The sequence below is a fragment of the Peredibacter sp. HCB2-198 genome (genome assembly GCF_045999315.1).
Taxonomy (GTDB): domain Bacteria; phylum Bdellovibrionota; class Bacteriovoracia; order Bacteriovoracales; family Bacteriovoracaceae; genus Peredibacter.
Window position 1 is genome coordinate 3,794,470 of record NZ_CP174607.1, and the last position, 23,091, is coordinate 3,817,560.

Annotated in this window: 25 protein-coding genes; 3 read left to right on the forward strand and 22 right to left on the reverse strand. The window is 42.1% G+C overall.

The genetic code is table 11. The features are described 5' to 3' along the window. Positions 1-95 precede the first annotated feature (95 nt). From ACJVC5_RS18970 to ACJVC5_RS18985, 4 genes are read right to left on the reverse strand one after another with little or no spacing between them, the layout of a single operon-like run. Positions 96-1,277, reverse strand: coding sequence for a DUF748 domain-containing protein (locus ACJVC5_RS18970; protein ID WP_408097119.1), 1,182 nt, complete (start codon positions 1,275-1,277; stop codon positions 96-98). 44 nt (positions 1,278-1,321) lie between these two features. Beyond that, positions 1,322-1,963, reverse strand: a complete 642-nt coding sequence (locus ACJVC5_RS18975) for an NAD-dependent epimerase/dehydratase family protein (protein ID WP_408097120.1) — start codon at positions 1,961-1,963, stop codon at positions 1,322-1,324. Then, positions 1,960-2,379, reverse strand: a complete 420-nt coding sequence (locus ACJVC5_RS18980; protein WP_408097121.1) for a hypothetical protein — start codon at positions 2,377-2,379, stop codon at positions 1,960-1,962. Before ACJVC5_RS18980 ends, ACJVC5_RS18975 begins: the two co-directional genes overlap by 4 nt. 59 nt (positions 2,380-2,438) lie before the next feature. Beyond that, positions 2,439-3,293 carry a LysR family transcriptional regulator gene (locus tag ACJVC5_RS18985; RefSeq protein WP_408097122.1) on the reverse strand — a complete coding sequence of 285 codons (855 nt, stop codon included), beginning with the start codon at positions 3,291-3,293 and terminating at the stop codon, positions 2,439-2,441. Positions 3,294-3,381: 88 nt separating this feature from the next. On the opposite strand from ACJVC5_RS18985, the gene ACJVC5_RS18990 reads away from it, so the two are divergent. Next, the gene (locus ACJVC5_RS18990) at positions 3,382-3,798 is read left to right on the forward strand and encodes an EamA family transporter (RefSeq protein ID WP_408097123.1); all 417 of its coding nucleotides are present in this window, start codon (positions 3,382-3,384) and stop codon (positions 3,796-3,798) included. Here ACJVC5_RS18990 and ACJVC5_RS18995 read toward each other — a convergent pair. The 8 genes from ACJVC5_RS18995 to ACJVC5_RS19030 form a co-directional block, all read right to left on the reverse strand. After that, on the reverse strand, positions 3,770-4,159 hold the full coding sequence (locus tag ACJVC5_RS18995) for a hypothetical protein (protein ID WP_408097124.1): 390 nt from the start codon (positions 4,157-4,159) through the stop codon (positions 3,770-3,772). The two genes, ACJVC5_RS18990 and ACJVC5_RS18995, sit on opposite strands and share 29 nt — an antisense overlap. Beyond that, the gene (locus ACJVC5_RS19000; protein ID WP_408097125.1) at positions 4,156-4,539 is read right to left on the reverse strand and encodes a hypothetical protein; all 384 of its coding nucleotides are present in this window, start codon (positions 4,537-4,539) and stop codon (positions 4,156-4,158) included. Before ACJVC5_RS19000 ends, ACJVC5_RS18995 begins: the two co-directional genes overlap by 4 nt. A 54-nt stretch (positions 4,540-4,593) precedes the next feature. Then, positions 4,594-5,439, reverse strand: coding sequence for a hypothetical protein (locus tag ACJVC5_RS19005; RefSeq protein WP_408097126.1), 846 nt, complete (start codon positions 5,437-5,439; stop codon positions 4,594-4,596). A gap of 234 nt (positions 5,440-5,673) precedes the next feature. Further along, positions 5,674-7,491, reverse strand: a complete 1,818-nt coding sequence (locus ACJVC5_RS19010) for a monovalent cation:proton antiporter-2 (CPA2) family protein (RefSeq protein ID WP_408097127.1) — start codon at positions 7,489-7,491, stop codon at positions 5,674-5,676. A gap of 24 nt (positions 7,492-7,515) precedes the next feature. Continuing rightward, positions 7,516-8,496: a formylglycine-generating enzyme family protein gene (locus tag ACJVC5_RS19015; RefSeq protein ID WP_408097128.1), complete on the reverse strand. Its 981-nt coding sequence runs from the start codon at positions 8,494-8,496 to the stop codon at positions 7,516-7,518. Positions 8,497-8,543: 47 nt separating this feature from the next. Next, positions 8,544-9,644, reverse strand: a complete 1,101-nt coding sequence (locus ACJVC5_RS19020; RefSeq protein ID WP_408097129.1) for a hypothetical protein — start codon at positions 9,642-9,644, stop codon at positions 8,544-8,546. A 6-nt stretch (positions 9,645-9,650) separates the two neighbouring features. Further along, complete coding sequence (locus ACJVC5_RS19025; RefSeq protein WP_408097130.1) at positions 9,651-12,038, reverse strand: arylsulfatase; 2,388 nt, start codon at positions 12,036-12,038, stop codon at positions 9,651-9,653. A gap of 115 nt (positions 12,039-12,153) precedes the next feature. Continuing rightward, on the reverse strand, positions 12,154-12,948 hold the full coding sequence (locus ACJVC5_RS19030) for a hypothetical protein (protein WP_408097131.1): 795 nt from the start codon (positions 12,946-12,948) through the stop codon (positions 12,154-12,156). Between the two features lie 320 nt (positions 12,949-13,268). On the opposite strand from ACJVC5_RS19030, the gene ACJVC5_RS19035 reads away from it, so the two are divergent. Beyond that, on the forward strand, positions 13,269-13,391 hold the full coding sequence (locus ACJVC5_RS19035) for a hypothetical protein (RefSeq protein WP_408097132.1): 123 nt from the start codon (positions 13,269-13,271) through the stop codon (positions 13,389-13,391). Positions 13,392-13,570: 179 nt separating this feature from the next. Here ACJVC5_RS19035 and ACJVC5_RS19040 read toward each other — a convergent pair whose 3' ends face one another. From ACJVC5_RS19040 to ACJVC5_RS19065, 6 genes are all read right to left on the reverse strand, one after another. Continuing rightward, positions 13,571-14,716 carry a trans-sulfuration enzyme family protein gene (locus ACJVC5_RS19040; protein ID WP_408097133.1) on the reverse strand — a complete coding sequence of 382 codons (1,146 nt, stop codon included), beginning with the start codon at positions 14,714-14,716 and terminating at the stop codon, positions 13,571-13,573. 35 nt (positions 14,717-14,751) lie between these two features. After that, positions 14,752-15,108, reverse strand: coding sequence for an SET domain-containing protein-lysine N-methyltransferase (locus tag ACJVC5_RS19045; protein WP_408097134.1), 357 nt, complete (start codon positions 15,106-15,108; stop codon positions 14,752-14,754). Next, a complete protein-coding gene (locus ACJVC5_RS19050; RefSeq protein ID WP_408097135.1) occupies positions 15,105-15,680 on the reverse strand; it encodes a hypothetical protein in 576 nt (191 codons plus the stop codon). The genes ACJVC5_RS19045 and ACJVC5_RS19050 overlap by 4 nt, the downstream gene beginning before the upstream one ends. A gap of 75 nt (positions 15,681-15,755) precedes the next feature. Continuing rightward, positions 15,756-16,490: an acyl-[acyl-carrier-protein] thioesterase gene (locus tag ACJVC5_RS19055; protein ID WP_408097136.1), complete on the reverse strand. Its 735-nt coding sequence runs from the start codon at positions 16,488-16,490 to the stop codon at positions 15,756-15,758. Positions 16,491-16,632: 142 nt separating this feature from the next. Further along, positions 16,633-17,268, reverse strand: a complete 636-nt coding sequence (locus ACJVC5_RS19060) for a response regulator transcription factor (protein ID WP_408097137.1) — start codon at positions 17,266-17,268, stop codon at positions 16,633-16,635. A 95-nt stretch (positions 17,269-17,363) separates the two neighbouring features. Next, on the reverse strand, positions 17,364-18,722 hold the full coding sequence (locus tag ACJVC5_RS19065; RefSeq protein WP_408097138.1) for a sensor histidine kinase: 1,359 nt from the start codon (positions 18,720-18,722) through the stop codon (positions 17,364-17,366). A 193-nt stretch (positions 18,723-18,915) separates the two neighbouring features. Between ACJVC5_RS19065 and ACJVC5_RS19070 the strand changes: the two genes are divergently transcribed. Next, positions 18,916-20,013, forward strand: coding sequence for an outer membrane beta-barrel protein (locus tag ACJVC5_RS19070; RefSeq protein ID WP_408097139.1), 1,098 nt, complete (start codon positions 18,916-18,918; stop codon positions 20,011-20,013). Here the strand turns inward: ACJVC5_RS19070 and sixA are convergent. Genes sixA through ACJVC5_RS19090 form a run of 4 tightly spaced genes read right to left on the reverse strand, consistent with a single transcriptional unit; the run spans position 20,010 to position 23,086 of the window. Next, the gene (gene sixA / locus ACJVC5_RS19075) at positions 20,010-20,504 is read right to left on the reverse strand and encodes a phosphohistidine phosphatase SixA (protein WP_408097140.1); all 495 of its coding nucleotides are present in this window, start codon (positions 20,502-20,504) and stop codon (positions 20,010-20,012) included. The two genes, ACJVC5_RS19070 and sixA, sit on opposite strands and share 4 nt — an antisense overlap. Further along, positions 20,501-21,466: an arginase gene (rocF, locus tag ACJVC5_RS19080; RefSeq protein WP_408097141.1), complete on the reverse strand. Its 966-nt coding sequence runs from the start codon at positions 21,464-21,466 to the stop codon at positions 20,501-20,503. Before rocF ends, sixA begins: the two co-directional genes overlap by 4 nt. Further along, complete coding sequence (locus ACJVC5_RS19085; protein WP_408097142.1) at positions 21,453-22,244, reverse strand: lysophospholipid acyltransferase family protein; 792 nt, start codon at positions 22,242-22,244, stop codon at positions 21,453-21,455. The genes rocF and ACJVC5_RS19085 overlap by 14 nt, the downstream gene beginning before the upstream one ends. Next, a complete protein-coding gene (locus ACJVC5_RS19090; protein ID WP_408097143.1) occupies positions 22,241-23,086 on the reverse strand; it encodes a GNAT family N-acetyltransferase in 846 nt (281 codons plus the stop codon). Before ACJVC5_RS19090 ends, ACJVC5_RS19085 begins: the two co-directional genes overlap by 4 nt. Positions 23,087-23,091 lie beyond the last annotated feature (5 nt).

Here is a 23,091-nt window from a genome sequence, read left to right on the forward strand (position 1 = left end):
CCTGAAAAAATATTAATATGAGTTTCCAAGAGAATTTAGGTAGAAACAAGGTTTGTCTTTTTTGCCTAGTACGTATTTTCCGCAAATAACCTGAGCTATTTCTTCGGCTTTTCCTCCTGAGCTTCTCTGATTCCATGAAGGCCTTGTCCATCTTCAAGCTGAATCCGGTTCTCAATTCCAGGTTTTATGTTTTGCTTAATTTTATGCTCAACTGCCTTTTTAAGAGGTGGAATGACTTCGTATTTCATTTTGTCTTCAAAAGTAAAAGGAAACTTCGTGGCCAGGGTCTTTGCTTCTGAATCAGTGAGAAGAATTTTTACTAAATTTCCTCCTTCTTTGGCGGCCGAACCTTTGAAGTCAAAGCCACCAGGAGGAGTGTCCATTTTAAACTTACTCACAAAAGGTTTAACATAGCCTTCAACTTTTCCCTTTTGCGACTTGGCCTCAGCATAAAGATCCAACTTTCCTTTGTGGATAAAGGCCTTCACTTTTTCTTTAACAAATGGATTTAAAGTAGTGAGATCAAACTTCTTAAGTTCACTGTTCACGTCCCACTGTAATGGTTCGGTCTTAAGCGTGGCAATTCCCCCTACTTTTAAGGGAGCGGGCCCAAAAACATCGGCCGTCATCACAAAGTTTGTCACAGGATTTTTCTCAGAGGGAGTGAGGTTAGAGGCAATGACATTAATATTGGAAATGGTTCTTGTGTCTTTGCCTTTATAGCTCAGCAAGTTCTGAATAGTGATATTAGAATCATTGAGCTTAAACACTTTCACGTTCACAGGTGATTCTTTTTTCTTTTCTTTTTCCTCATCTTTTTTTTCGGCCATGATCTGTTTAATTCTCTTTTTCTCTTTCTTGGCGGTATCAACCAAAGTTTGCGAGGCCACCACATTCATTCTATTCACAATGACATCGGTCACGATTTTTCCATCGAAGATGTTCTTCCAAGGGACATCAATATCTACTGAGCTAATAGTCATAAACTGCTGGTCCGTGGATTTAATTCTGCCGGTGATGCCTTCGATCGCATACTTCCCTTTAAAAATCGCCAGATCAATATCATTTACATGGAAAGAGAAATTAGGTGATTCTTTCTGGAGACGACTATTGACCACCGCCACCATGAGAGATGGGAGAATCATTCTTAGAATTAAGAGGAAAAGAAGCACGAAAAATAAAACATACACCCAGGTACGTTTATGGAGTGGTTTCGCACGATGGAAAAGACGCATATAAACCTGCCAGTTGATTAATCTCTGCCACAAGAGTTCCATACTCCTCAGAAGAGATCATTTTGCTGACAGGAATGTTTTGAGGTCTAGATTTGTGTCGCGCCGATGACTGAAAGAGGTTTTGTATTTCTCATACTTTCTTCCAACATGCGATCGGCCAGAGCATCTACTGGTGTCATGGCCCGCTTCCTGATTCCATCAGGCAGATATTTGCCAATGCCATTCATGATATTGATGGCCATTTTCTCACCTAAACGAAACTCTTTTCTTTCGCCCATGAGAAGACTTGGTCGCATGATAATAAGATGACGTAGATTTAACTTTTGAAGGGCCTCTTCCACTTCTCCCTTCACGCGCGAATAAAAGATTTTAGACTTAGAATTGGCACTCTCTGCCGAAATGACCACAAAAGACTGTGCTTCATTGGCCTTGGCAATTTTTCCGAACTCTAAGACAGCGTCGTAATCAACTGCACGAAAATTTTCCTGACCACCGGCCGTCTTAATAGTGGTGCCAAGGCAACAAAAATAAATATCACCTTTAAGCTCGCTTGTTTTACTTGATAAGAGCTTAAAGTCAGGGCAAATGACTTCTTTAAGTTTTCGAGAAGAAATTCCCAAGGGTCTTCTTGAGACTGAAATAACTTCCTTAATACGAGAATCATCCAGAAGTTTATGAATAAGATGGGACCCCACCAGGCCAGTTGCGCCACTAATTACAGCAATCATTGAACTTCCTTTTCATTCATTTTACTCAGGACAGGTATTCTTTGAAAGAAAGATTCTCGTTTGCCATTCACCAAGAGGTCGACCTTGACGTTAAGAATCTTGTCGCCTTTGGCATCAATATGACCTATTAATGCGTCTCCTCTTCTGCCTAAGTCGTCCACTGGCCAATCACTCTTAGAGAGAACTGAACTGTATTTTGCCCTCGCTCCTTGAATGGGAAGAGGTTCAAGTCTTTTGCCCGTATCTTGCAGGGGATAAAGTTTGATCTCATCCCGAGTGAGCACGACCTCCAGATAGTGTTCTTTCCCTTTCAGTAATGTGCCTCCATGCTGAGAGGTCAATTTTTGAACGGGTGACGATGTATCACTGGCGCATGCACCAATGATAAAAAACACAATAAATAGAGAAAATTTCATAGGCACCTCAATGAAAGAGGTTTCCATAAAATGGTGGAGTCAGCATGACCCAAAGGGAATTATTTGAAAAACTTGGGAACTTCTTTTTGAAGGACCTCAATAACAGACTTTTCCAGGCGAGTGAAAAATTGTTTTTTACTATGACGAAGATAGACCGGTTTCCTAAGAGAAGTAAATCCACGCACAATTTTTAAATCTTTGGCACCTTTCAATGTATGACGGGGCTTAATCGCACGACCAAGGCCCAGCTGCACTCCTCTAAGAATTCCATTCTCATCATGCATGAAGCTTCGATGAATTTTTTTAGGGGCATTTGGTTGGTTCTTAAAAAAATCTTCCGTAGTTGTGTCATTAGGATTGGCGTCCAGATACACATGAGAGCGACCTTGAAGAGTCGAACTCTCTATGCAAATAAACTCTTCTTCTCCCATAAGAAACTGAACCACATCTTTTCGATCATTTTCAAGATTCGAAATAATGATGTCGGTCTTTGAATAGTTTAACATTTCATCAAGCACCGAGTTTGGTTTTACACTGAACTCTACCTGCACTTGTGGATGGTCTAAAAGAAACGGGGCCAGGGCCGGCATCACCACTTGTTCGAGGATGGAGGAATTAGAAGCTATTCGGATGAGTCCAGAAAGTGAACCTCTGGCCTCACCTCTAATATCTAACAGAGCGTCTTGTTCCAGCGCTTTTTTATTTTTCACATACATCAAAAGCTTCTTACCGGCCTCGGTAAGTTCCACGCCCTGTGGAGTTCGATCGAACAGGGTGAATTCGACAGTTTCTTCGAGAGATTGAAGCCTGCGAGAAAGGGCCGGCTGGGACAAGTGAAGAATCTCTGAAGCTCGAGTGAAGCTTCCCTCCATTGCCACTGTGTAAAAGGCCTCTAGCTGAGAGTCGTTTAACATAGGTATAATATAAATGCATAGATATATAAAATCAATGCATTATCCTTATATTCGGTTTTCATGCATAATGAGTGACAAGGAGATTCCTATGTTACTACCAGTAGCACTTACCGTATTTTCCTCTGCAATTTATCACTTCATGCTGAAGCAAGCGAGTGGCAAATCGCCTTTTCTCATTCTTTTCTGGTCTTACGGAATTGCGGCCCTGGTATGTCTCGTCTTAATTTATTTTAACGAGCAACAACTAAAATTCAGTCTTCCGTTTAAAGACCGTCCCTATCTTCCGTTTGTTCTCGCACTTGCTTTAATCGGGATTGAATTTGGTTACCTAGTCTCTTACAAGAGCGGTGGAAAAATCGGACAAGTTTCGATGATGACTCAAATGGTGTCATTAGTTGTGATGCTGACGCTGGGATTTATTCTTGCGAAGGAACCACTGACATTTAAGAAAGCATTTGGTGCCGTCACCGCTCTCTTTAGTTTTTTCTTGCTATCGAGGCCTTAATCACGTGAGTGCGCATGAACTGCACAAAGAGGCAGGACATGAAAGCGGCAAAACCAAGTGCTCCACCTAAACCAATATTAAACGGCAGTACATAATAAAAGAGCAGACTATAAACGAGACTCGCCCAGAAGAGCCTCCACTCAGACATCTTTCCCGTTTCACTCATGCCCACAAAAGTCGCCCCTAAGAAAGCAGACTGAAGGACAAGCTTATGCTGAAAATCAAACGGTAGAGTCATTAGGTAAAATGCAAGTGTAAGCATGGTTGAAGTGCGAATGGGACTAAGCCCCTTCTCTTTAATAATCCAACGAGTAAGCTGAGTGCTTACCATCGAGATGCTTATGATTAGTAAAAGCTTCACCACACGCCTTTACTTAAAAAGAAAATGAGACTTGAGATAAAAGAAATTGTTCCGAGCTTTCCACCAATTCCCTTCACGTAAGGCAAACTCAAAAGATAAAGGGCCGCCCCAATGAGAGAAATGAAACAAACCTGGTAATGGTTCTCAAGAAGTTGTGGAGAACACATGCCCGCGAATGTTCCCGCATAAATGGCAGAATGAAGTCCATTCTTTTCATAGAAGCGGGGGAAATGGAGAAACGATCCCACAAAGCCCGTACTTGCTGAAGCAACGACCGCAGAGAAACCAAATTCCTTCTGAAGCATACAGCAGACAAAGCAACCGCCAAAAAAGGCGATAAACTTTGAGATGAAAAGTTTTTTATCTAATAAAGAATTCATTTGTGGCATTATCCACGGAATCCTGAATTTTAAAAATAGGATCTTGAATTTTTTTTAGAGTCGTCTGGCCGCCTTTGAATAACAAGTAACTTCAGGCATCCAGCGGTTCCCGACCGGGCAAATACCTTTCATAAACAAATCTTCTAAATGCCTCATCCAAGAAACGTCGTTTACTGTGATCTCCCCTTTCCCAAGTTGAGCAAGATCCTGAAGCATATCAATCTGCTTATACGGGGAGTACTTCTCAATAAATTCACCATCAACTTCTTTTAAATTTATGGTCTTACGAGAAAATGGGATATTGATCTTCTTATACTCTTCATCGTAATCGCCATTATAATAAGCGATTTCCTGATTCATTTCTTTTTCGTTGAGGAAGGTCTTGGCAAACATGAAGTTTGTGACATCAAGCTCTGTCCTTCCCATGCGATCAAAAAGTCGGACTTTTCCCGGAAGGATATCATGGAGTCCCCTCATGGCGGCCTGCTCAGCATTAGTTACACCCTCATCCAGTCCTTCAAGCGGGAAGTGCACCCCTATTAACCTTTGAAACGAATCTTTTACCATTTCATGGAAAAACTTAACCGTTCTCTTACGGGCATTCTCTTCTGTATGTCCGGCCTTCACTAACTCTTCATAATACTTCACTAGAGTCATTGTTACCGTATAAACAGGGGCATTCTCAGAGTTCTTAGGGTTCCCACCCTGCTTCCAGCGCTTACCACCCTCAAAGTCAAAAATCGTCGTTAAATCCAGACGACCATTTTCCATATTCACTTCAAGTTTTTTGTCCCAAGTAAACATGTCATGAGAGGCAAGGCCAATCACCCCAATATCTTTTAAAAGAACTTCAGCATGAGCAACTGAAGTGAGAAATAGAAGTCCTATTAAAAATTTCATCTTCATTCCTTTGATAGAGGTATTAATCATCTGCTTTTAGAAAGACTTTGTCCCCTTAAGAGAAAGTGGCCACTTGCTCTTTTAAGATGGGGTGTTTGATGAGTAATAAAGACAAGACAATTAGCGGATAATACAGGCAGGCTACGTGTTTTAAAGATCAAGTCTGGCCACTTTGAAATCAAATAAATTGATGTTTTCATTATGGTTTGATTATTAAAACAATGGTTTCAATTGTCAAACAATATCTTCCACCGGGCGCGCATTATTGGTCTTTGGTTCGATGTAGGACTGGCTACTTTCATCACTAAGAACTTGGATTAACTGGGCCTGGCCCTGCTTCGAGACACTCACAAACATCTTGTCGTCTTTGCGAACTTTGAATTGTTCCTGGAGCATTAGCTCATCGTGCTTTCTAAATCTCGCCACCATTTCTTTGGCGCGAGCTTGATCAATGCCCATCTCTACTAAGAGATCACCGATAAAGAGAATGCTGGAATCAATGGTCTCACGTTTAACATGTGTAATTCCTAGTTCCATTAATTCAAAAGCATGTCCTCTGTTACGAGCACGGGCAAAAATATGAAGATGAGGATAATGATCACGGAGAAGTTTTGCGGTTTTAAGCGAGGCCTCCATATCATCAATGGCAAGAACAAAGTACTTTGCCTTTTTTGCCCCGGCGGCCTCAAGAAGATCTGAGCGAGAAGCATCTCCGTAATATACCTTATGTCCAAATTTGCGGATGAGTTCGATTTGTTCCGAATCGTGATCAATCGCCACAAACGGAATGCTTTGTGAGCGAAGCATACGACCAAACATTTGACCGAAACGACCAAAACCCGCAATGATGACTTCTGGCGATTCATCTTTAATAGTGTCATAGCGAGGCTCAATCTCTTCCTTGTATCTCATGGCAATCCACTTATCGAGACCAAGCACTAAAAATGGACTCATGGCCATCGACAGAGTCACGACCGCTGTAAGAATATCCACTGTCTCTTGAGGAGCAAGTTTAGAACTTGTAACGATACCAAAAATCACGAAAGCAAATTCCCCGCCTTGAGCAAGGTTAACTGCCATTTGTCTTGAGTTCTCATGATCAAATCGAAAAATTCTTCCTGCGATATAGAGCACGAGCATTTTTAAAAACACATATCCAATGGCCAGACCAAAAATAAAAAATGGTCTTGAGGCAATAAGATCCAGACTCACACCCATCCCTACCGCAATAAAGAAAAGACCCATGAGTAAGCTCTTAAATGGATCAATGTTGGCCTCTAGTTCATGTCGATATTCAGAGTCTGCCAAAAGAACACCGGCAATGAATGAACCCAGGGCCGCAGAGAGGCCTACCTTCAGCATAAGAGAGGCCACACCAAGAACCACAAATAAAGTGGCGACGGTAAAAATCTCGCGGGCATTGATGGAGGCAATTCCTCTAAAGATCGGTCTGATTAAAAAACGACTGGCGAAAAATCCAAAAATGAGAAACGTCGGAAGGAAGATTAAAACACTACTCAATGAGGCCGTTGACTCTCCGGTCGATGCCAAAGCTGGAATAATTGCAAGGGCGGGAATCGCCACTAAGTCTTGCATTAAGAGAATAGAGAAACTCGCCTGACCAAACTCCGTTTTAAATTCATTTCTTTCGGTAAGAGTCTGAACAGTAAAGGCGGTTGAAGAAAGTGACAAAGAAAAACCAATCACCGCGGCGGCGAGAAGTGGAAGACCACTCATGAGGCCAATGCCCATGAAGATTAAACTTGTAAGAACGACCTGAGTGCCACCAAGTCCAAGTAGATTTCTTCTCATGGACCAAAGTTTTGGAGGTTGAATTTCAAGACCGATAATAAAGAGAAGTAGCACAACCCCTAACTCTGCGAAGTGAAGAACACTGTCAGCTTCACGAATTAGTTTTAAGCCAAAGGGGCCCACCAGGATACCTGCTATGAGATAACCCAAAACGGAACCGAATCCTAATCTATTAAAGATGGGAACAAAGACAACTGCTGAACCGATGAATACAAGTGCTTGGTCTAAATAATTAGTCATGGCCCTAGTTTAGCAGGCGCAAAATCAAATGTCTCTCACACATCTAAAACTTATGTGAGACATTCCAGTATCAAAGGCGGTACCTCTTCGAGCACTTGGACGGTAATTTGCGCAATATTCTTCTGAACAGAGGTATGACCCTCCTTTAATGACTCTCTTCTGGGCCAAAGCATCAGTTGAATCATGGCACTTGGGAGGAGTTTTCCTGTTCCGCTTGGCCACTCGTTCAGCGTAGAGTTTATCGTTATACCAATCTCCTACCCACTCCCAGGCATTTCCAATCATATCATGTAGGCCATATCCGTTTTTAGGAAACGACCCAACTGGGGCCAATTGAGTGAAGCCATCTTGTTTTGAATCAGCATAAGGAAATTTTCCTTGAAAGGTGTTCGCCATATACTTCCCTTTGGGATAGAGATCATCTCCCCAGGCATACCTTTTTCCAAGAAGTCCACCTCGTGCCGCAAACTCCCACTCTGCTTCTGTTGGCAAACGTTTCTTGGCCCATTCACAGAAATTTACCGCATCTTCATAGGCCACATGGACAACAGGATGATTCAGTCGATTGGCAATTGAACTCCCCGGTCCTTCCGGATGTTTCCAACTTGCTCCCGGAGTCCATTGCCACCAGGAGACTTCATCTAAGTTCACTGGATTTTTGGGTGGAGTAAAGACCGATGAACCAGGAACTAAAACTTTATCATCGGGTTTTGGAGTGCCGGGAGGAAGTTGTTTTTTTAATTCTTCCCAGTTGGGTTTTCGTTCGGCAACCGTAAGGTATCCAGTTTCCTTCACAAATTTTTCATACTGCTCGTTAGTCACTTCTGTTATGTCCATGTGAAAGCCACTGACATGCATTGAATGGGCAGGGCGTTCTGGTGGATAAGCATTTTTATCATCGGAGCCCATTCGAAACTCTCCCCCTGGAATAAGCATCATCCCGGGATAAAGAGAGGCCGCATATACTTGTGAAACAAAGATCAGAGGAATGAAAAAATTGAGCATAGTTTTTCTCCAGTTGCGAAGAAACTATGAACCACTTATAAGAACAACTAAAGCTTCTCTCGTTTTTTTACCAGATAAGCACCGCCCCACCAAAAGACAGATACGCATAGAGCGATCAACACAATCACCATGGCAAGAAACCAAACCGAAGAACGAAATTCTTGTTTTATCTCTCGCAGCACCTCTGTTCGACGAAGCCCATTAGAGTTAATTTGCATCAGCATGCTATTGAGAGTGTTCACTGTGCCGTGTATCTCTTTCAAATCGTCGCTCCAATTAACACCTTGAGGCACGGCCTTGTTTACACTATGGCTTAGTTCTTTTGAGTTTTGAACGAGCTCATTTAACTGAGCAACTAATCCTGAAAGATCATTCACAATGGGTTTCGTTTCATTGAGTTTATTCCACATACCTTGAGACTTGGCCATTCTCATTGAGACGTCATCCATCACCTCATTACTCCCCAAACGGGCCTGAAGACGGATAAGGCCAGGCAGATGTTGTGCGAGAAAAATTCCCCGGTTTGCGACCAGGACCATTTGGTCCACTGCTTTCACTGTGTCCTTCGTTCCTACCAGAAGATTAGAGATAGAAAGTGTTTCAAAGATTCCTCCCTGGCCTTGACTGACTTTAGAGGCGACAGAAGAAAAATCACCGATGCGGATTTTCTCCACTCGAAACTGGCCCGGATTGTCCTTGAACCATTGTCGAACAAGTTGATCCACTTGCTTTAATTGTTTCTCATCCATGATTTTCTTAGCAATAGATTCGATATCGTCTTCTGAAGTCTTGAAGGCCTTCCAAAGTTTATTGCCTGCCTTCCCATAATATTTTGGGGTCCAATAATCTCTCACTACGACTTTATTGAGTTTAATAAAGACGATCATATCCAGAAGGTTCACCTCAGGATAAGGACCAGTGGCAATTTTAAGGGCCTCAGATTCATATAACAGATATTCGCGCAATGAGAGTTCACCCAACTTGGTCGTGCGGTACATCGCCGGGTCATAATAGACCTGAACCACTCTTTCCACAAACCGGCTGAAGAAGCGTTGGACATCTTCCTGAAGCTCTAATTGATCCATCTTGGGTCGGGCCTCGGCCACCCAAGAAAGCATGAACAGCAGAATGAAGAATATTTTCTTCATATCGTTTTATCTCATCGTTGTTTTTTTGGTTTTTGGAGGAACATCCAAATATCGAATATCTACTAAATGAATACTCCCATTAAACTTAAAAGGAGCGGCGTCATAATAATCCAGAGAAACAGGAGACCCTAAATCCGTTCCTACATCAAAAGTATCATTGGCCGTGAAGGCCAGATTCACGATGGTAGGAATTTCACCCTCAATGATCTTTTTCCCATTGGCCTTAATGAGAACATCAGCAGACTGGAGTTTTTTGTTGTCTGAAGTGTAGATCAATTTTTTCGGTCTTAATTCCACTTCCAATTTCACTTTCCCATTGGGAACGGCCCCAGAGAATTTAGACCGTTCAAGCTGAAGAGTGTTATATTCATAATGTAGTTTGCCCTCCTTCATAAAGAGGGAGATCCCTCCGCTAAAACCTCCAAGGGCAAGTAGGACTCCCTCTCCTTTCTTTGGAATCTCCAAGTCAAATGTCATTAAGTTTGCACGAGTTCCAATCTTAGGAGCAGAAAATTCCGGAAGACGATTAAAATCTCCGCTAAAAACAAAATGATCATTAGGATTTTGAATGACTGTTTCAGGTCGAAAGGCGAATAAAAGTCCTCCCCCAATGGGCATATTGAGATTTTTTTTGGACTCACTCATGAACAAGTCTTTCATCTGTCGTAGTTTATCAGGATATTTTCCAGCAAGATCATTGGCCTGAGAAAAGTCAGCATCCAAATGATAAAGCTCCCATTGATCTTTTTCTGGTGTCCAGGTCGCCATTCCAGGAGTCACAGTCATCCAGGGAACTCGAGGACCAAAAGTGGAGGCCATCCATCCATCATGGTAGATCCCACGACTGGCCATGATATCAAAATACTGGGTCTTCTTTCTTCCTTTTTCCTTTGAATCATTAAAACTATACGCAAAACTAACTCCATCTAAGGGAAGTTGTTTTACACCATTGACCTTTTTGGGAGGTGAGATTTTTAGAATGTCATAAATGGTGGGAGCAATATCATTCACATGATGAAATTGAGTTCTGGGAACAGAGTCAGCGGCGATTTTTTTGGGCCACGACACGGCCATGGGTTGTCTGGTTCCTCCAAAATAAGCACCCATCAGTTTAGTACCTTTATAGGGAGTTGATCCGGCCCAGGCCCATCCAGCGTGATACATATTATCTGTCTTCGCCGTCCCTAATTGAGGCATTCCTCCAAGTTTCTCCAAAATTTGAAGATGGTCCTCAATCTTAGTAGGAATCTGGTTCTGGGTCAGAAATTCGCTGATCGTTCCTTGTTGGCCCTCAGCACTTGAGCCATTATCTCCCCAAATATAAAAGATGAGAGTGTTCTCTCTTACTCCTAATCTTTCAATTTCCGCCACCACTTTACCGGCCTGTGCATCTGCATGCTCAGTAAACCCCGCAAAGATTTCCATGAGTCTTCTTTGAAAGGGTTTTTGATTTTCAGGAATACTTTCCCAAGAAGATAAAGTAGATGGTCTGGGAGTTAACTGCGTGTTCTCCGGAATCCACTTCATTTCTTTCATACGAGCAAAGACCCGTTCCCGATATTTGTCCCATCCATCATCAAACTTACTTTTATATTTATCGGCCCAGTCATTCATGATCTGCTGGGGACCGTGAGAAGCACCGGGGGCCCAATACATAAAAAATGGTTTATCAGGATGAATCGCCCTATGATCTCTTAGCCAGGCAATAGCATTTTCTGCGAGGTCTTCTGATAAATGATAAGTTTTTCCTGGAGTTTTGGGTGGATCAACATAGGTGGTGTTCTTAACAAGATTAGGCTCATATTGAGAAGATTCACCGGCAAGAAAGCCATAAAAATATTCAAATCCATATCCCGTTGGCCAATTATCAAAGGGGCCAGACTTGCTCGTTTCATCGGCCGGTGTGTTATGCCACTTCCCAAATGCGGCGGTTGAATAACCATAGTCCTTCAGAACTTCCGCAACAGTGGCGGCAGATTTAGGAATGACTCCACTAAACCCGTCCCAATCATTGGATAACTCTGCAATCTGCCCGTTTCCTACCCGATTATGATTGCGACCAGTGAGAAGTGATGCTCTTGTGGGAGAGCACATTGAGGTAGAGTGAAAACGATTATAACTTATACCTGTCTGAGCGATTTTTGTGAGTGTGGGAGTATTGACTTCCCCACCATAAGTACTAGGCAGACCAGGGCCCGTATCATCAAGTAAAATAATTAAAATGTTAGGAGCGTCCTTAAACAAATGGTTGGGCTTCTCACGTCTTTTATGAACGGATTTTTCTATGGTCGGCCCGGCCTTACTCGCCGAAGGAACGGGTGGAAAGGGAATTTCAGCTTGAGAAAAACTAGACAGTGGAAAAAGTGAAAGAAAAAGGATCACTGTTTTTTTCATAAAACCACCTTTTGGGTAAGCTTATGAAAGAAGTATGTTATTTAACAAGACTCGCCTGAATAAAAAAGGCCCATCCTAAGATGGGCCTGTCCTTTAGAAAAAATCAGGAAACAGCTTAGAGCGCACTCCCAATGGAACTGATCATGCGTCCGATAGCATATGGCACAGAGTAATCACGGCTCGTCGAGTAAGAAGTCGCGTGTGTGAAACCAATCTTGTGTAACCACTCGTGGAACAGGTTTGCAGCAACGCCACCAGTAGAGTTCGTATTGAAGTATTTTGTATTGACCCAAATTCTTTTGCTATTTGCGTAAGTATATCCAACAGTTGAAGTTGCAGCGTAATAAAGCTCTACTTCCATGTTCATTGTGTTGTTCTTTTCTGGATATAGTCTTTCAGCGGCCTCCAGGATCTTTTGATAGATCTGAGCATTCGTGTATCCACCATTATCAACGAAAGTTTTCTTGCCGTTGTATGTGTGATTTAAAACTCGATCACGGAATGTTTCAGTCGCCACAACGGCCTTAATCATCTCAATCGCTTTATCAAATTTTGCTTGTTGAGTTGAAGTTGTATTTACAAAAAAAATGTCGGTATCAAATGTATAGGCCTCTGTCGGAAGTCCACCTGTCGATCCTCCAGTTGTTCCACCGGTAGTTGATCCTGTTGTTCCGCCTGTTGTAGATCCAGTAGTGCCTCCGCCAGTTGTTGAACCTGTGGTTGAACCAGTTGTTCCTCCATCAGTTGATCCAGTTGTTTCACCTTCGACCGGAGGCTGAGTCACTGTACAATCTGTCGTTGAGCCAGTTTCTTCCGCTTGTGCTGTAGCTGTACAATCGTCCCCCGCACCGTCTTTATTACAGGCCACGAGGAAAAGAGATAAAAATAATAGGGCCAAAATTCTAGTCATTGAACCTTCCTTGGTTTTGCTACAGACACTTCCCGGTCTCTGCATTTGTTGTTGTGTAAAGGAATGCTCACACAGACCATTTTGGTGTTTAAGGTAGGCAAGAAGTTCGAATGTGCAGTGATTGTGGAAGGAAAATGGGCCTCCACACTTTTTTAAGATTTATGGTTTATAAATCTGACCGTTTTTTTGGAAAAAGTGTGCAAGCGCCTAGAACTCTATTCTTTTCTTCATACGAGAATGAAAAACTCACTAAGTTAGGTATTCAGACTTTATTTAATCTTAAGCGCGAAGGCCGTGGTAGGAGTGTTAAAATATCAACTATGGAACTCTGGCTATTGGTTCTCTATGCTTTGACCGTCTATGCCCTCTACATCACGATTCAGAATGATGATGAAGGCATTGATGATCAAGACGAAGATGAATATTTTGTTGATTCGATGTGATGTGATTTTTTTACATGCTCGATTGTCTTCAAGCTTCATTCGAAATAAGAAAGTATCAACCTCCCAACAGGCGTTGAAGAGAAAGTTAATTGACCTCTCTTCACCGTGCACGGATATGACTCTCACGTCTCTCTCACATGTCTTTAATTTGGGCCGGAGTTAAATCCGGTCCCAAATTCCTAGGTAAGAGCTGTTTCTAAATCTTTAATGAGATCTTCCGCATCTTCAAGCCCCACTGACAATCGAACAGAATATGGAGTGAGTAACATCGAGTCACGCTCTTCTTGACTTAGATCCAGTCCGAAGAAGGCCAAAGTTGGTGCAATGACTGATTCAGTAGAACCAAGACTTGCTGCAAGTTGAATGAGCTTTAATTTGTGACAGAAGTTGTCCGCACTTTTGGCCACTGATGGATCAACTTCAAAAGAGATAGTGCTTCCCATGTCTTTCATTTGTTTTTTAGCAAGTTCAGAATTGGGATATCTCACCCATTTAACTTTAGGATGGGACTTTAGGAACTTTACAATTTTTTCGGCCGTTGCAGTTTGATGCGTATAACGAAGCATATAGGTCTTAAGTCCCCTCTGAATCAAATAGGCGGCCTGAGGCTCAAGTGCCGCACCTAACTGCAGACACATATCACGAATAGTTTTAATGACACTCATTTTTCCAGCAATACATCCCGCAATCACATCTCCATGGCCGTTACCAAATTTCGTAAGACTGTGAATCATGATGTCCACATCAAATTGTGTATGCTGATGGAGTCCTGCGAAAGTTCCGTCCATACTGACTAGGATTCCATGCTTACGAGCAACCGTAATGATTTTTTCAATGTCGGCTATTTCAAGATTTGGATTTGAGGGACTTTCAAAATGAATAAGCTTGGTCTTTCCGGGTACGATGGAACTTTCAAGTTGAGAAAGATCAGAGAGACTTAAAAAAGTCGAAGTGATCTGATACTTAGAAAGATAATCGCGAATAAACACGCGACTCGGGCGATAAGATTCTTTAAAAGAGATCACGTGGTCGCCGGTCTTGAGTAAAGCAAGAAAAGTTCCCGTAAGGGCGGCCACTCCTGAACCAACCACCATACATTCTTCGCGCTTTTGAATTTCGGCCAATGTCAGCTCTAGTTGTCTCGTCGTTGGATTCGAAACTCGCGAGTACATGAATTGATCAAAATAAGGGACGGCCTCATTCGGATAGTACTTGGCAGATAGATAGATGGGCTGAATAAGGGGCCTATTTCCTTCCGTGATCTTTACTTCTACCGGGTGATTAAGTTTCGTATTAACGTTCCAATCTGTTCTGTTTTTTTGCATATACATATTTGATCGTAATCAACGGCATATGTAAATTAATGAATCAGATTAAACTTCCGCTTTTCTTCCTCTGTGTAACCATAATTCACTGTAATTTCTTCATCGGGTCCAATCTCCCTCAAGGCCTCAATATAAAGAAGTTTTTTTCGATAATTAAAATAAAAATGACTATTGGGATCGTCAGAATGGTTATAAAGAGAACCATTCCCCAGGGCCAGTGCCACTAACTTTTTATTGTATTGGTAAACGTACCCTTCAAGAGTTGGCCCAACTTCTTGCAAGTCCATAAGCAGAAGCTCGCAGGTCTCTATGATCTGTTTTTTTATCACTGCCTGATCAGCAAAAACCCCTCTGCCTTTCTTTGGATCGTGCTGAATATAGACTTTGATCATAGAGTCCAAGGTCTACGGGCAAGGTCTCTCACGATGTAACCGATGCCATAAGGAACCGAATATTTTCGTTTCCATGTTGCTTTGTAATCATGATCAAAACCAAGTTTATGCAACCATTCATGAGTTAGATTTGAGGCAACATTCGCAGGAGTGTGACGATTAAAGAATTTGGTGTTCATCCAAACCCTTCTACTTCGTGGAAGTGTGTATCCCATGACCTTTGAGTCATGGTCAGTGTAGAGTTCCAATTCCAGATCCATGGCATTATTTCGAGTGGGTTTAAGACGCTCCACTCCCGCCAGAATTGCATTATAAATTTGCTGATTGCTCATACCGCGATTATTAGCAAAGGCCTTTCTGCCTTTAAAGCGATGATTCAAAATCCTTCTTCTGAACTCCTGAGAAGCAAATATTCTACGAAGGAGATCAATTGCCTCATTAACTTTCTCTTCTCTATTACGACTCATTCGAAGCATTTTCACATTAAATTCAAAGGTGTGGGCCGCTTCTGGGACTTCAGCAAAAACTTCTAACGAAAATAGTATAGATAATAAAAGAAATAGTGATCTCATTTAGGCTCCTTTTCGAGGAGCTAGTCTGACATAAAATCTCGACAAATGAATACTAACGGCAGCAAGTGCTCTGCACTACTTTTCTGCAACTTTTAAGGTCGCCGCAAAAACTACTTTTTGGTCCTGTGTTCTGAATCCTTGAAATTGAAACTTGTCCTCAGATAAAGGGCCACCGTAAATCACGATTGTGTCATTTGACATGGTCTCAGCAATAAAATTTACTTCGTATTCTTTTAGCGTGTATTGGCGATGTTTGTCCTCAGAGATAGAGTCCAAAATCCATTGAGCATATCGAGTGTTATTAACGTGGGCATTAAGATCCAAGTCACTATTGCGGACCTGAAATTGTGCCATTTCTTTCAAATCATTTTTTAAATGGATCTTCCCTGCTTCTAGAAAAGGAGGAGCATCAAGACGAAACTGTCCTACATCCTGAAGGGCCTTCTCCGCAGGTCTTCTGGTCTTAAGATCAAGAATCAACCACTGGGTAGTACATTCACCTACTTTTTCGCCGCGGTCCCAAATTTCAAAATCACGGACGGCCATGATGCTTTTAATCGGACGGACCCAGGTCTTGAGTTCAATATCGTCTCCCCATTTGGGCCAATGATTCATACTGAGCTTCTGTCTTGTAAGGACCCATGCGGTCTGTTCTTGAATCATGGCATCGTATCCATGTCCCAGATGGGTCGCATGAATCCAGGCCGTGTCCTGAAGCAAATTCAAAAGTCCATAAAGGCCAAGTTTTTTCTGAGGATTTACCAGAAAGGTATTAACGTTGTATTTTTGGGTCCAAATAGTTTCTTTCATAGATAAAAAATAAAAAGGCCATCTTCAGACGGCCTTTTTAATCCAGCTTGGTTATCAGTTTTGATTTTACTCTCAACTGTTTCATCTGAACAAGATCAGAATAAGAAAATTAGGATCAGATGGGAAGAAACTTAACCTCATTTTATCCACAAGAAACAAGCTTGTAGCCCACTCCACTAATGGATTTAATTTGTAAGGCCTCTCCGGCCACATTCTTCAGCTTCTTACTGAGGGCCTTAATTCTTTCTTCCGTGATCAATTTATCTGCCCATGCAATTCGTCCTGCCTTACGCGCTAAAATGATCATGATATCCATCTCTTTTTTACCAAGAGATAAAATCTTGTCTTTCACGGTTACCAGACTCCTCGCCATATCAATTCGAAGGTCCCCATAAACAATTGGTTTTGCCATTAGACGCTTTCTTTCAAGTTGTTTATTTAAGATCATTTTGAGTTCTGACATTCCGAATGGCTTTAAAATATAATCATCCATTCCCGAATACATGCCGTGCAAAATGGAAACTTCATCATAGCACTCACCCATAACCACAAGGGCGGCCCCAGAACCACAGTGTCTTAGCTCCTTACAAAATTCCACTCCATTACCTTCGCGAAATTTATAATCCAGCAATAGGAGATCAAAATGAATTTCTTGCAGCAATTTCCAGGCATGATCCAGGGTGGGAGATGACTCGACGGTAAACCCATTATAAGTGAGAGTATAGTTGAGCATTCTGGAAAATTGCTCATCATTCGAAACTACTAAAATCTTTGTCATAACATCCTCCTGGTAGGAAGAGATTGCCACAAAATCGAGTTCACTAAAATCGAGGTAATGGTTTCCAAAAAATGGGTTCCATACTTTTTCCAAGATCATTGAATGGAAAAGACCTCATAATCAACTCCTCGCTGGTCTCTCTCATCCAATGGAAGCTCAATTAAGAAGGTCGTATGAGGAGCATTCAGGACATAAGTGATATTGCCTCCATGCTTGTGAAGAATGGCATTGATCAACGTAAGACCAAGTCCCGTCCCCTTGTTTCCTTTGGTGGAATAGAACGGCTCCATCATATGTTCAACCACATCAGGAGAAATGCCTTCTCCTGAGTCCTTAAAATAAATATCGACGTAACCGGCCCTCTTTATTGTTGATACCTCAATCCATTTATCAGAAAGCTTATCAACGGCATCCAAGGAATTATTGATCAGATTCACGAAAACCTGTTCAAGCTGAACTTCATGTCCTCGAAGATAAACGTCCTCAATATCCATCATTCGTAATTCGATGCCATGATTTTTGAGACGTTGACCGACAAAGACCAGCACATTATCCAGAATGGATTTTAATTCCAGTCTCTCATAAGGAATTTGGTCTTGCTGATAAAAGACATTTCGAACTCCTTTAATGGTGCGATCTATTCTTTCGGTCGTATAAAGAATTTGTTGCAATCCACGAGCGAGTTCTTTTTGCTGCTCTGGATTTCGATAAATACGGAGAAGCTGTGTGGTCCGGGCCTGGATAATGGTCAAGGGATTATTGATCTCATGAGCAATACCGGCCGACATCATTCCCAATTCGAAGAACTTCGCTTTACCCAAAAGATCTTCTTCATGAATAAATGGTTTTTCCTTTCGATGGGGATTCAAGGTCGCAAATAATGTGGTCACACTCATGATGACTAATATAACGGCGTTACTGACTAAACTTAAAGTTTGAATTTTCTCACTTACTTCCCAAAAAGGAACCAATATCTGCAATGCAGAGAACAAAGTAAACATGAGCATCGTTCCCCTCACATCCTCAGAGACCTTGGTCATGGTCTTGATGGTGTTCCAGACAAAGACCAGTCCGCATAGGGCAAACCCAATAAAAAAGGGAAGAGCGTAAGTGACGAAAGGTTGATCCATATGGAGATAGGCCACACTCAGAATGGAACCAAAAATCAAAAAAAGAACCGGTTTTTTGTGTAACCCAATATGAAATGAATCAAGATATCTCCACATCCCTCTCATCGGCCATATCCAGCCTAAAAGTAGCAGCGGAGCGAGTTCATGACTTAAGTCAATGGCCAAAAAGATCAACAGATGCATAAAAGCAAAAGACAACCACAATTCTACTACAGGGGAGAATCTGATTTGCTTATCTTCTTCCCGCCCTTGTATCGCAGCGAAAATGGCAATCAAGAGGGAGAACGCACTGAGGATTGATAAAAGTATTACAGAACTTTTCATGTACTAATTGTACATAGTGCGAAAGATTTTCTTTCCTTGAAAAATTCCTAATTTTCGATACTGCATTAGAACGGTTATCACATTCGTTCCATACATGACAGATTCACTTTTCAAAGAACGAGATCCATGTCAATCTTTTAAGAATGTCCTATAGGATGGGACTGATTACTTTAAATCGGGATGTAAGATGCGTATGATTCAGTTTCTAGTGTTGCTATGTTTTTCTTTTGGCGTTTCTGCCAATATCGTTGAAGACAATCAGGTTGCTAAGATCACAAAGGACATGAGCTTTGGTGGTTTTCTCGATACCTACTACGCCTATGATTTCAATCAACCAAAAGATCACGAAAGACAATTCACCACACAACCAGTTCGTCACAATGAATTCAACATTAACCTTGCCTACGTTGAAGCGATCTTAAAGAAAGAAAAATCCCGTGGAAGACTTGCTCTTCAATACGGTAACTCAGTAACTAAAAACTATTCGAGTGAACCTACTCAAGGTGCGACTTCAGGTCCTAATGACTCAAAAATTTTCCAAGAGGCCTATGTTGGAACAAAGATTGGTGAGAGGACCTGGATTGATATGGGGATCTTCCTTGGAAACATCGGAGCTGAGTCTTGGATCTCAAAAGACAACTGGATTTACACTCGTGCTCTTTCCCTCGACTATGTCCCTTACTACTCTTCTGGAGCGAGACTAGAGCATTTTATAGATAACAACCAAAGCTTCCAACTTCAGCTCTTAAATGGCTGGCAAACTATTTCTGAGAACAATCAGGGGAAGGCGATCGGAATGCAGTATAAGAACGCTGTCACTCCTGCTTTTACTTTCACCTATAATAACTTCTTCGGAGATGAAGAAGTCGTGAGCCAAAGCTCTCGCTTCCGCGCTTACCATAACTTCATCTTTCAATGGCTTCAATCAGATGCCTGGCAGTACATTTACACTTTTGATATTGGTCATCAGTCTCAGCAGCAAAATGATGGTGTAGACGCTTGGTTTACGACAGCATTCACGGTGAGACACCCTCTTGATCAAAAACGTACCGTTGCCATGAGAGCTGAATATTACGCTGATCCTCATCAAGCAAACGTGGTAACAAATACTCCAAACGGATTCCGAGTCACAAGTATCGCCACTGGTTATGATCAGAAACTGGAAGAGAACACTATGTGGAGAACAGAACTCCGCGGATTCTATTCTCATGACGAAATTTATCCACAGGGTGTCGCAGGTAAAAACCGTCTTGAAGGATTTTTGGTGACTTCTTTATCGATGTGGTTTTAAAAGTCTAATTTCGTCACCATCTTGGGTGAGAGTAAGGTTGTAAGACGTAAATCTTCCAAGCTCTCACCTGTTAACACAGCAACTCCGGCCTTTTCTAGCTCAATTCGGATCTCACAGTTTTTATTCAAGAGATAATTCATAGACTGAGAAAGAAGGGGCTCATGCCCCACGAAACAGTACACCCCGTCAGGATCAAGTTCACGGATCGATTTTACAAATTCCTGGGGAGTAGAATAAGGATCAAGAGTGGTGAGTATTTCATACTCACTTTTGTGATTTTCAGAATAAACAAAATTGGCCGTCTGAACCGCACGGAATAAAGGGCTGGTATAGATCGTATCAATCTTACGGAAAACAAAATGAAGAGAATGAACCATCTCTTTGACTTCTTTAGCACCGTCCTCAGTCAAACGGCGTTTGAAGTCATCCATGTCGGTTTGATTCTTTTTCTTATCTTCTGCAGTTCCATGTCTAACAAAAATGAGTTTCATAAGTATCGACCTGAAGTTGTTCTCGCCTCAAACATAGCGGGCATCGGTTTAATTTCTTTTCCAGCGTGGAACACCTGACGAAGAGTCGTCTCAATGAACTCTAACACTAAGGCAATTGAGCTCTCTACACTTGCCGCATCACCAATTTGAGGATTTAGTTCTACCAAATCCATGCTCTTTAAACGCCCGGTTTCGGCCAGCACCCCACCCATCAAAAAAAGTTCTTCTAGCTTTGGGCCATGGGGAACTTTAGTGCCCGTCGAGTCAATGTCCATTTGGTCAAACACATCCACGTCAAAACTTAAATGGATGGGACAGGTGCCAAAGGGATCGGCCTTATGCAGGGCCATCTCAATCACTTCTTTCGCCCCTAATCGGTTTATATCTTCAGAGGAAAAATACTGAATGTTGTGTTTGAGGATAATGTCTTTTTCACCCTGATCCAAATCACGTGGTCCAAAAAAAATCAGTTTCTGAGGAAGAATTTTTCGACGAATCCAGCCGAAGTGTGGATGTTGAGTCAGCCCTAGAAGAAAAGCGAGCGGCATTCCATGAAAATTACCAGAAGGAGAAGTTTCAGGAGTATTAATGTCACCATGAGCATCGGCCCATACAACAACCGCTTCCGGGTGATGAGAAAGAAGACCATGGACGGTTCCTAGCGCCAATCCATGGTCTCCACCGACGTTAAGGAGAAAGCTATCTGACAAGTCTTCCTCTTCAATACGATCATTAATGGTTTTAGTGCCGAGTCCTGCACCAAGTGAATGCTTAATGTACTTATCCTGCTTATTTTCAACGACCTTAAAAGGAAAAATGAGATCACCGAGATCTTCTGTTTTGGCGATATCTTTAAGACGAGCAATGAGCTTACCTTCTCTTAAAACATGAGGAGCAAGTCTGACTCCAATACGATCTTGTCCGAAATCAAAGGGGATGCCGAGAACTTTAATATTTTTCATATGTCGTCCGAATCACGTCTTGTGTTGTTTTTGCCAGATAAAAGCGATCATCGCCCTTTACTTCAGGCAGACGAATCACGTGAGCATTAATTTCTTTTTGCATACACAGGCGAAGAAGATGATCAGGGAACGTCATCTTGCCGTACCAAGGGACCGCTTCACTGCCCGCTCCAGAATAGGAGAGAGTTAAAGGAAGAACTGGAATATTCGCATCTACTGCAAGTTGAAAGAAAGTTGATTTAAAAGGAAGAACCTGACAACCATCTGAACTCGTTCCTTCTGGGAACAAGAAGATGTTATGGCCGTTTCTTAACTTTTCAGAAATATCATTTAGTTCATTTTGCTTGGTATGTTCAGTGCGTTTCTCTTTTCTTCTTTCTACAAAGAAACAACCTGCAAGGCCCGTGAGTTGACCCAAAAGGAAGGTCTCGCGAATTTCCACTGATGTAATGAAAAGCGACGGGTAAAAGGCGGATAAGATCAGAACGTCAAGGTAAGAGAGATGATTGGCCACGATGAGCCTTTGTTTTACTTCCCCTCTTGTCCCATGCAGAGAAACCTTAACGTTCAAAATCAATAATCCTATCTGAGCAAAGAAAGGAATGCTCTTGAGATATAGCTTCAGACGTTTCTTTTCATTCGTAACAAAAAATGCCATCAGTGAATGAACCAGCAGAAAGGCCAGAATAACCAGAAAGAAGGCAAGAAATCGGAACAAACCAATGAACACATAAAATGGATTCGTTAGTTCTTTTTTTTCAAGACTTTCTGAAATCAAGCAAACCTCCGCTCAAAAGATGCTGGCAGTTCATTCATGTCCATCAAAGTGAACATATCCAGACAGTCCATTTCGGCATCGTAGGCCAGGGTGCGACCAAGTTTGGCCCCGGCGAGAAGGTACATGTGCATGAGGGACCCCATGGCCTTGCCTCCACTTCTCTCAGCATTCACTGGGAGTTCGAATTTCAGTTTGTATTTTGATTGCACACCAACTTCAAAATTCGAAATGAAGTTGTTTTGTTTCTCCAACTGCTCCATCATTTCCGCCACACTCCCAAAGTCCTTTCGGTTAATGCTTGAACACCCAAACATATAGCGAGTACCGGATTTTTTTGCATACTCAATCAGACCTTTCCATAGAAGCGAGATCACTGCTCCTTTGCGATAGTCTTTGTGAACGCAGGCCCTGCCTAGTTCCAACTTATGCCCCGGGGCCTTCAAGAGCTCATCAATTTGAAACTCCCCTTCTGAGTAAAAGCGTTTAAAGGAACGATCAGTGTTGGTGGACAAAAGTCTATAGCATGCCACGACCTTATTCAGGGCCTTGTCCTTCACAATCAAATGGTCACAAACGAAGTCATGCATGTCCACATCATAAGGAAACAAGGAGAATGTCACCTTCTGTGTAGAGAACTCTCTGAAGAACACTTCAAAACGAAGCGCCAATACTTGAGCAAGCTCTTCAGGATGGTTGACAGTTTTCACCTGATAGTAATCGTTCTCAAAATCTATCTGATAGGCCGGACGTAGGATCTTGCCTTCTAGGCTTTTTAGTTTGAGATAGTGAGGTACTCTTCCGATGGTAAACTGGGTATTAAACCATAATGCGCCGACTTCCATTCACG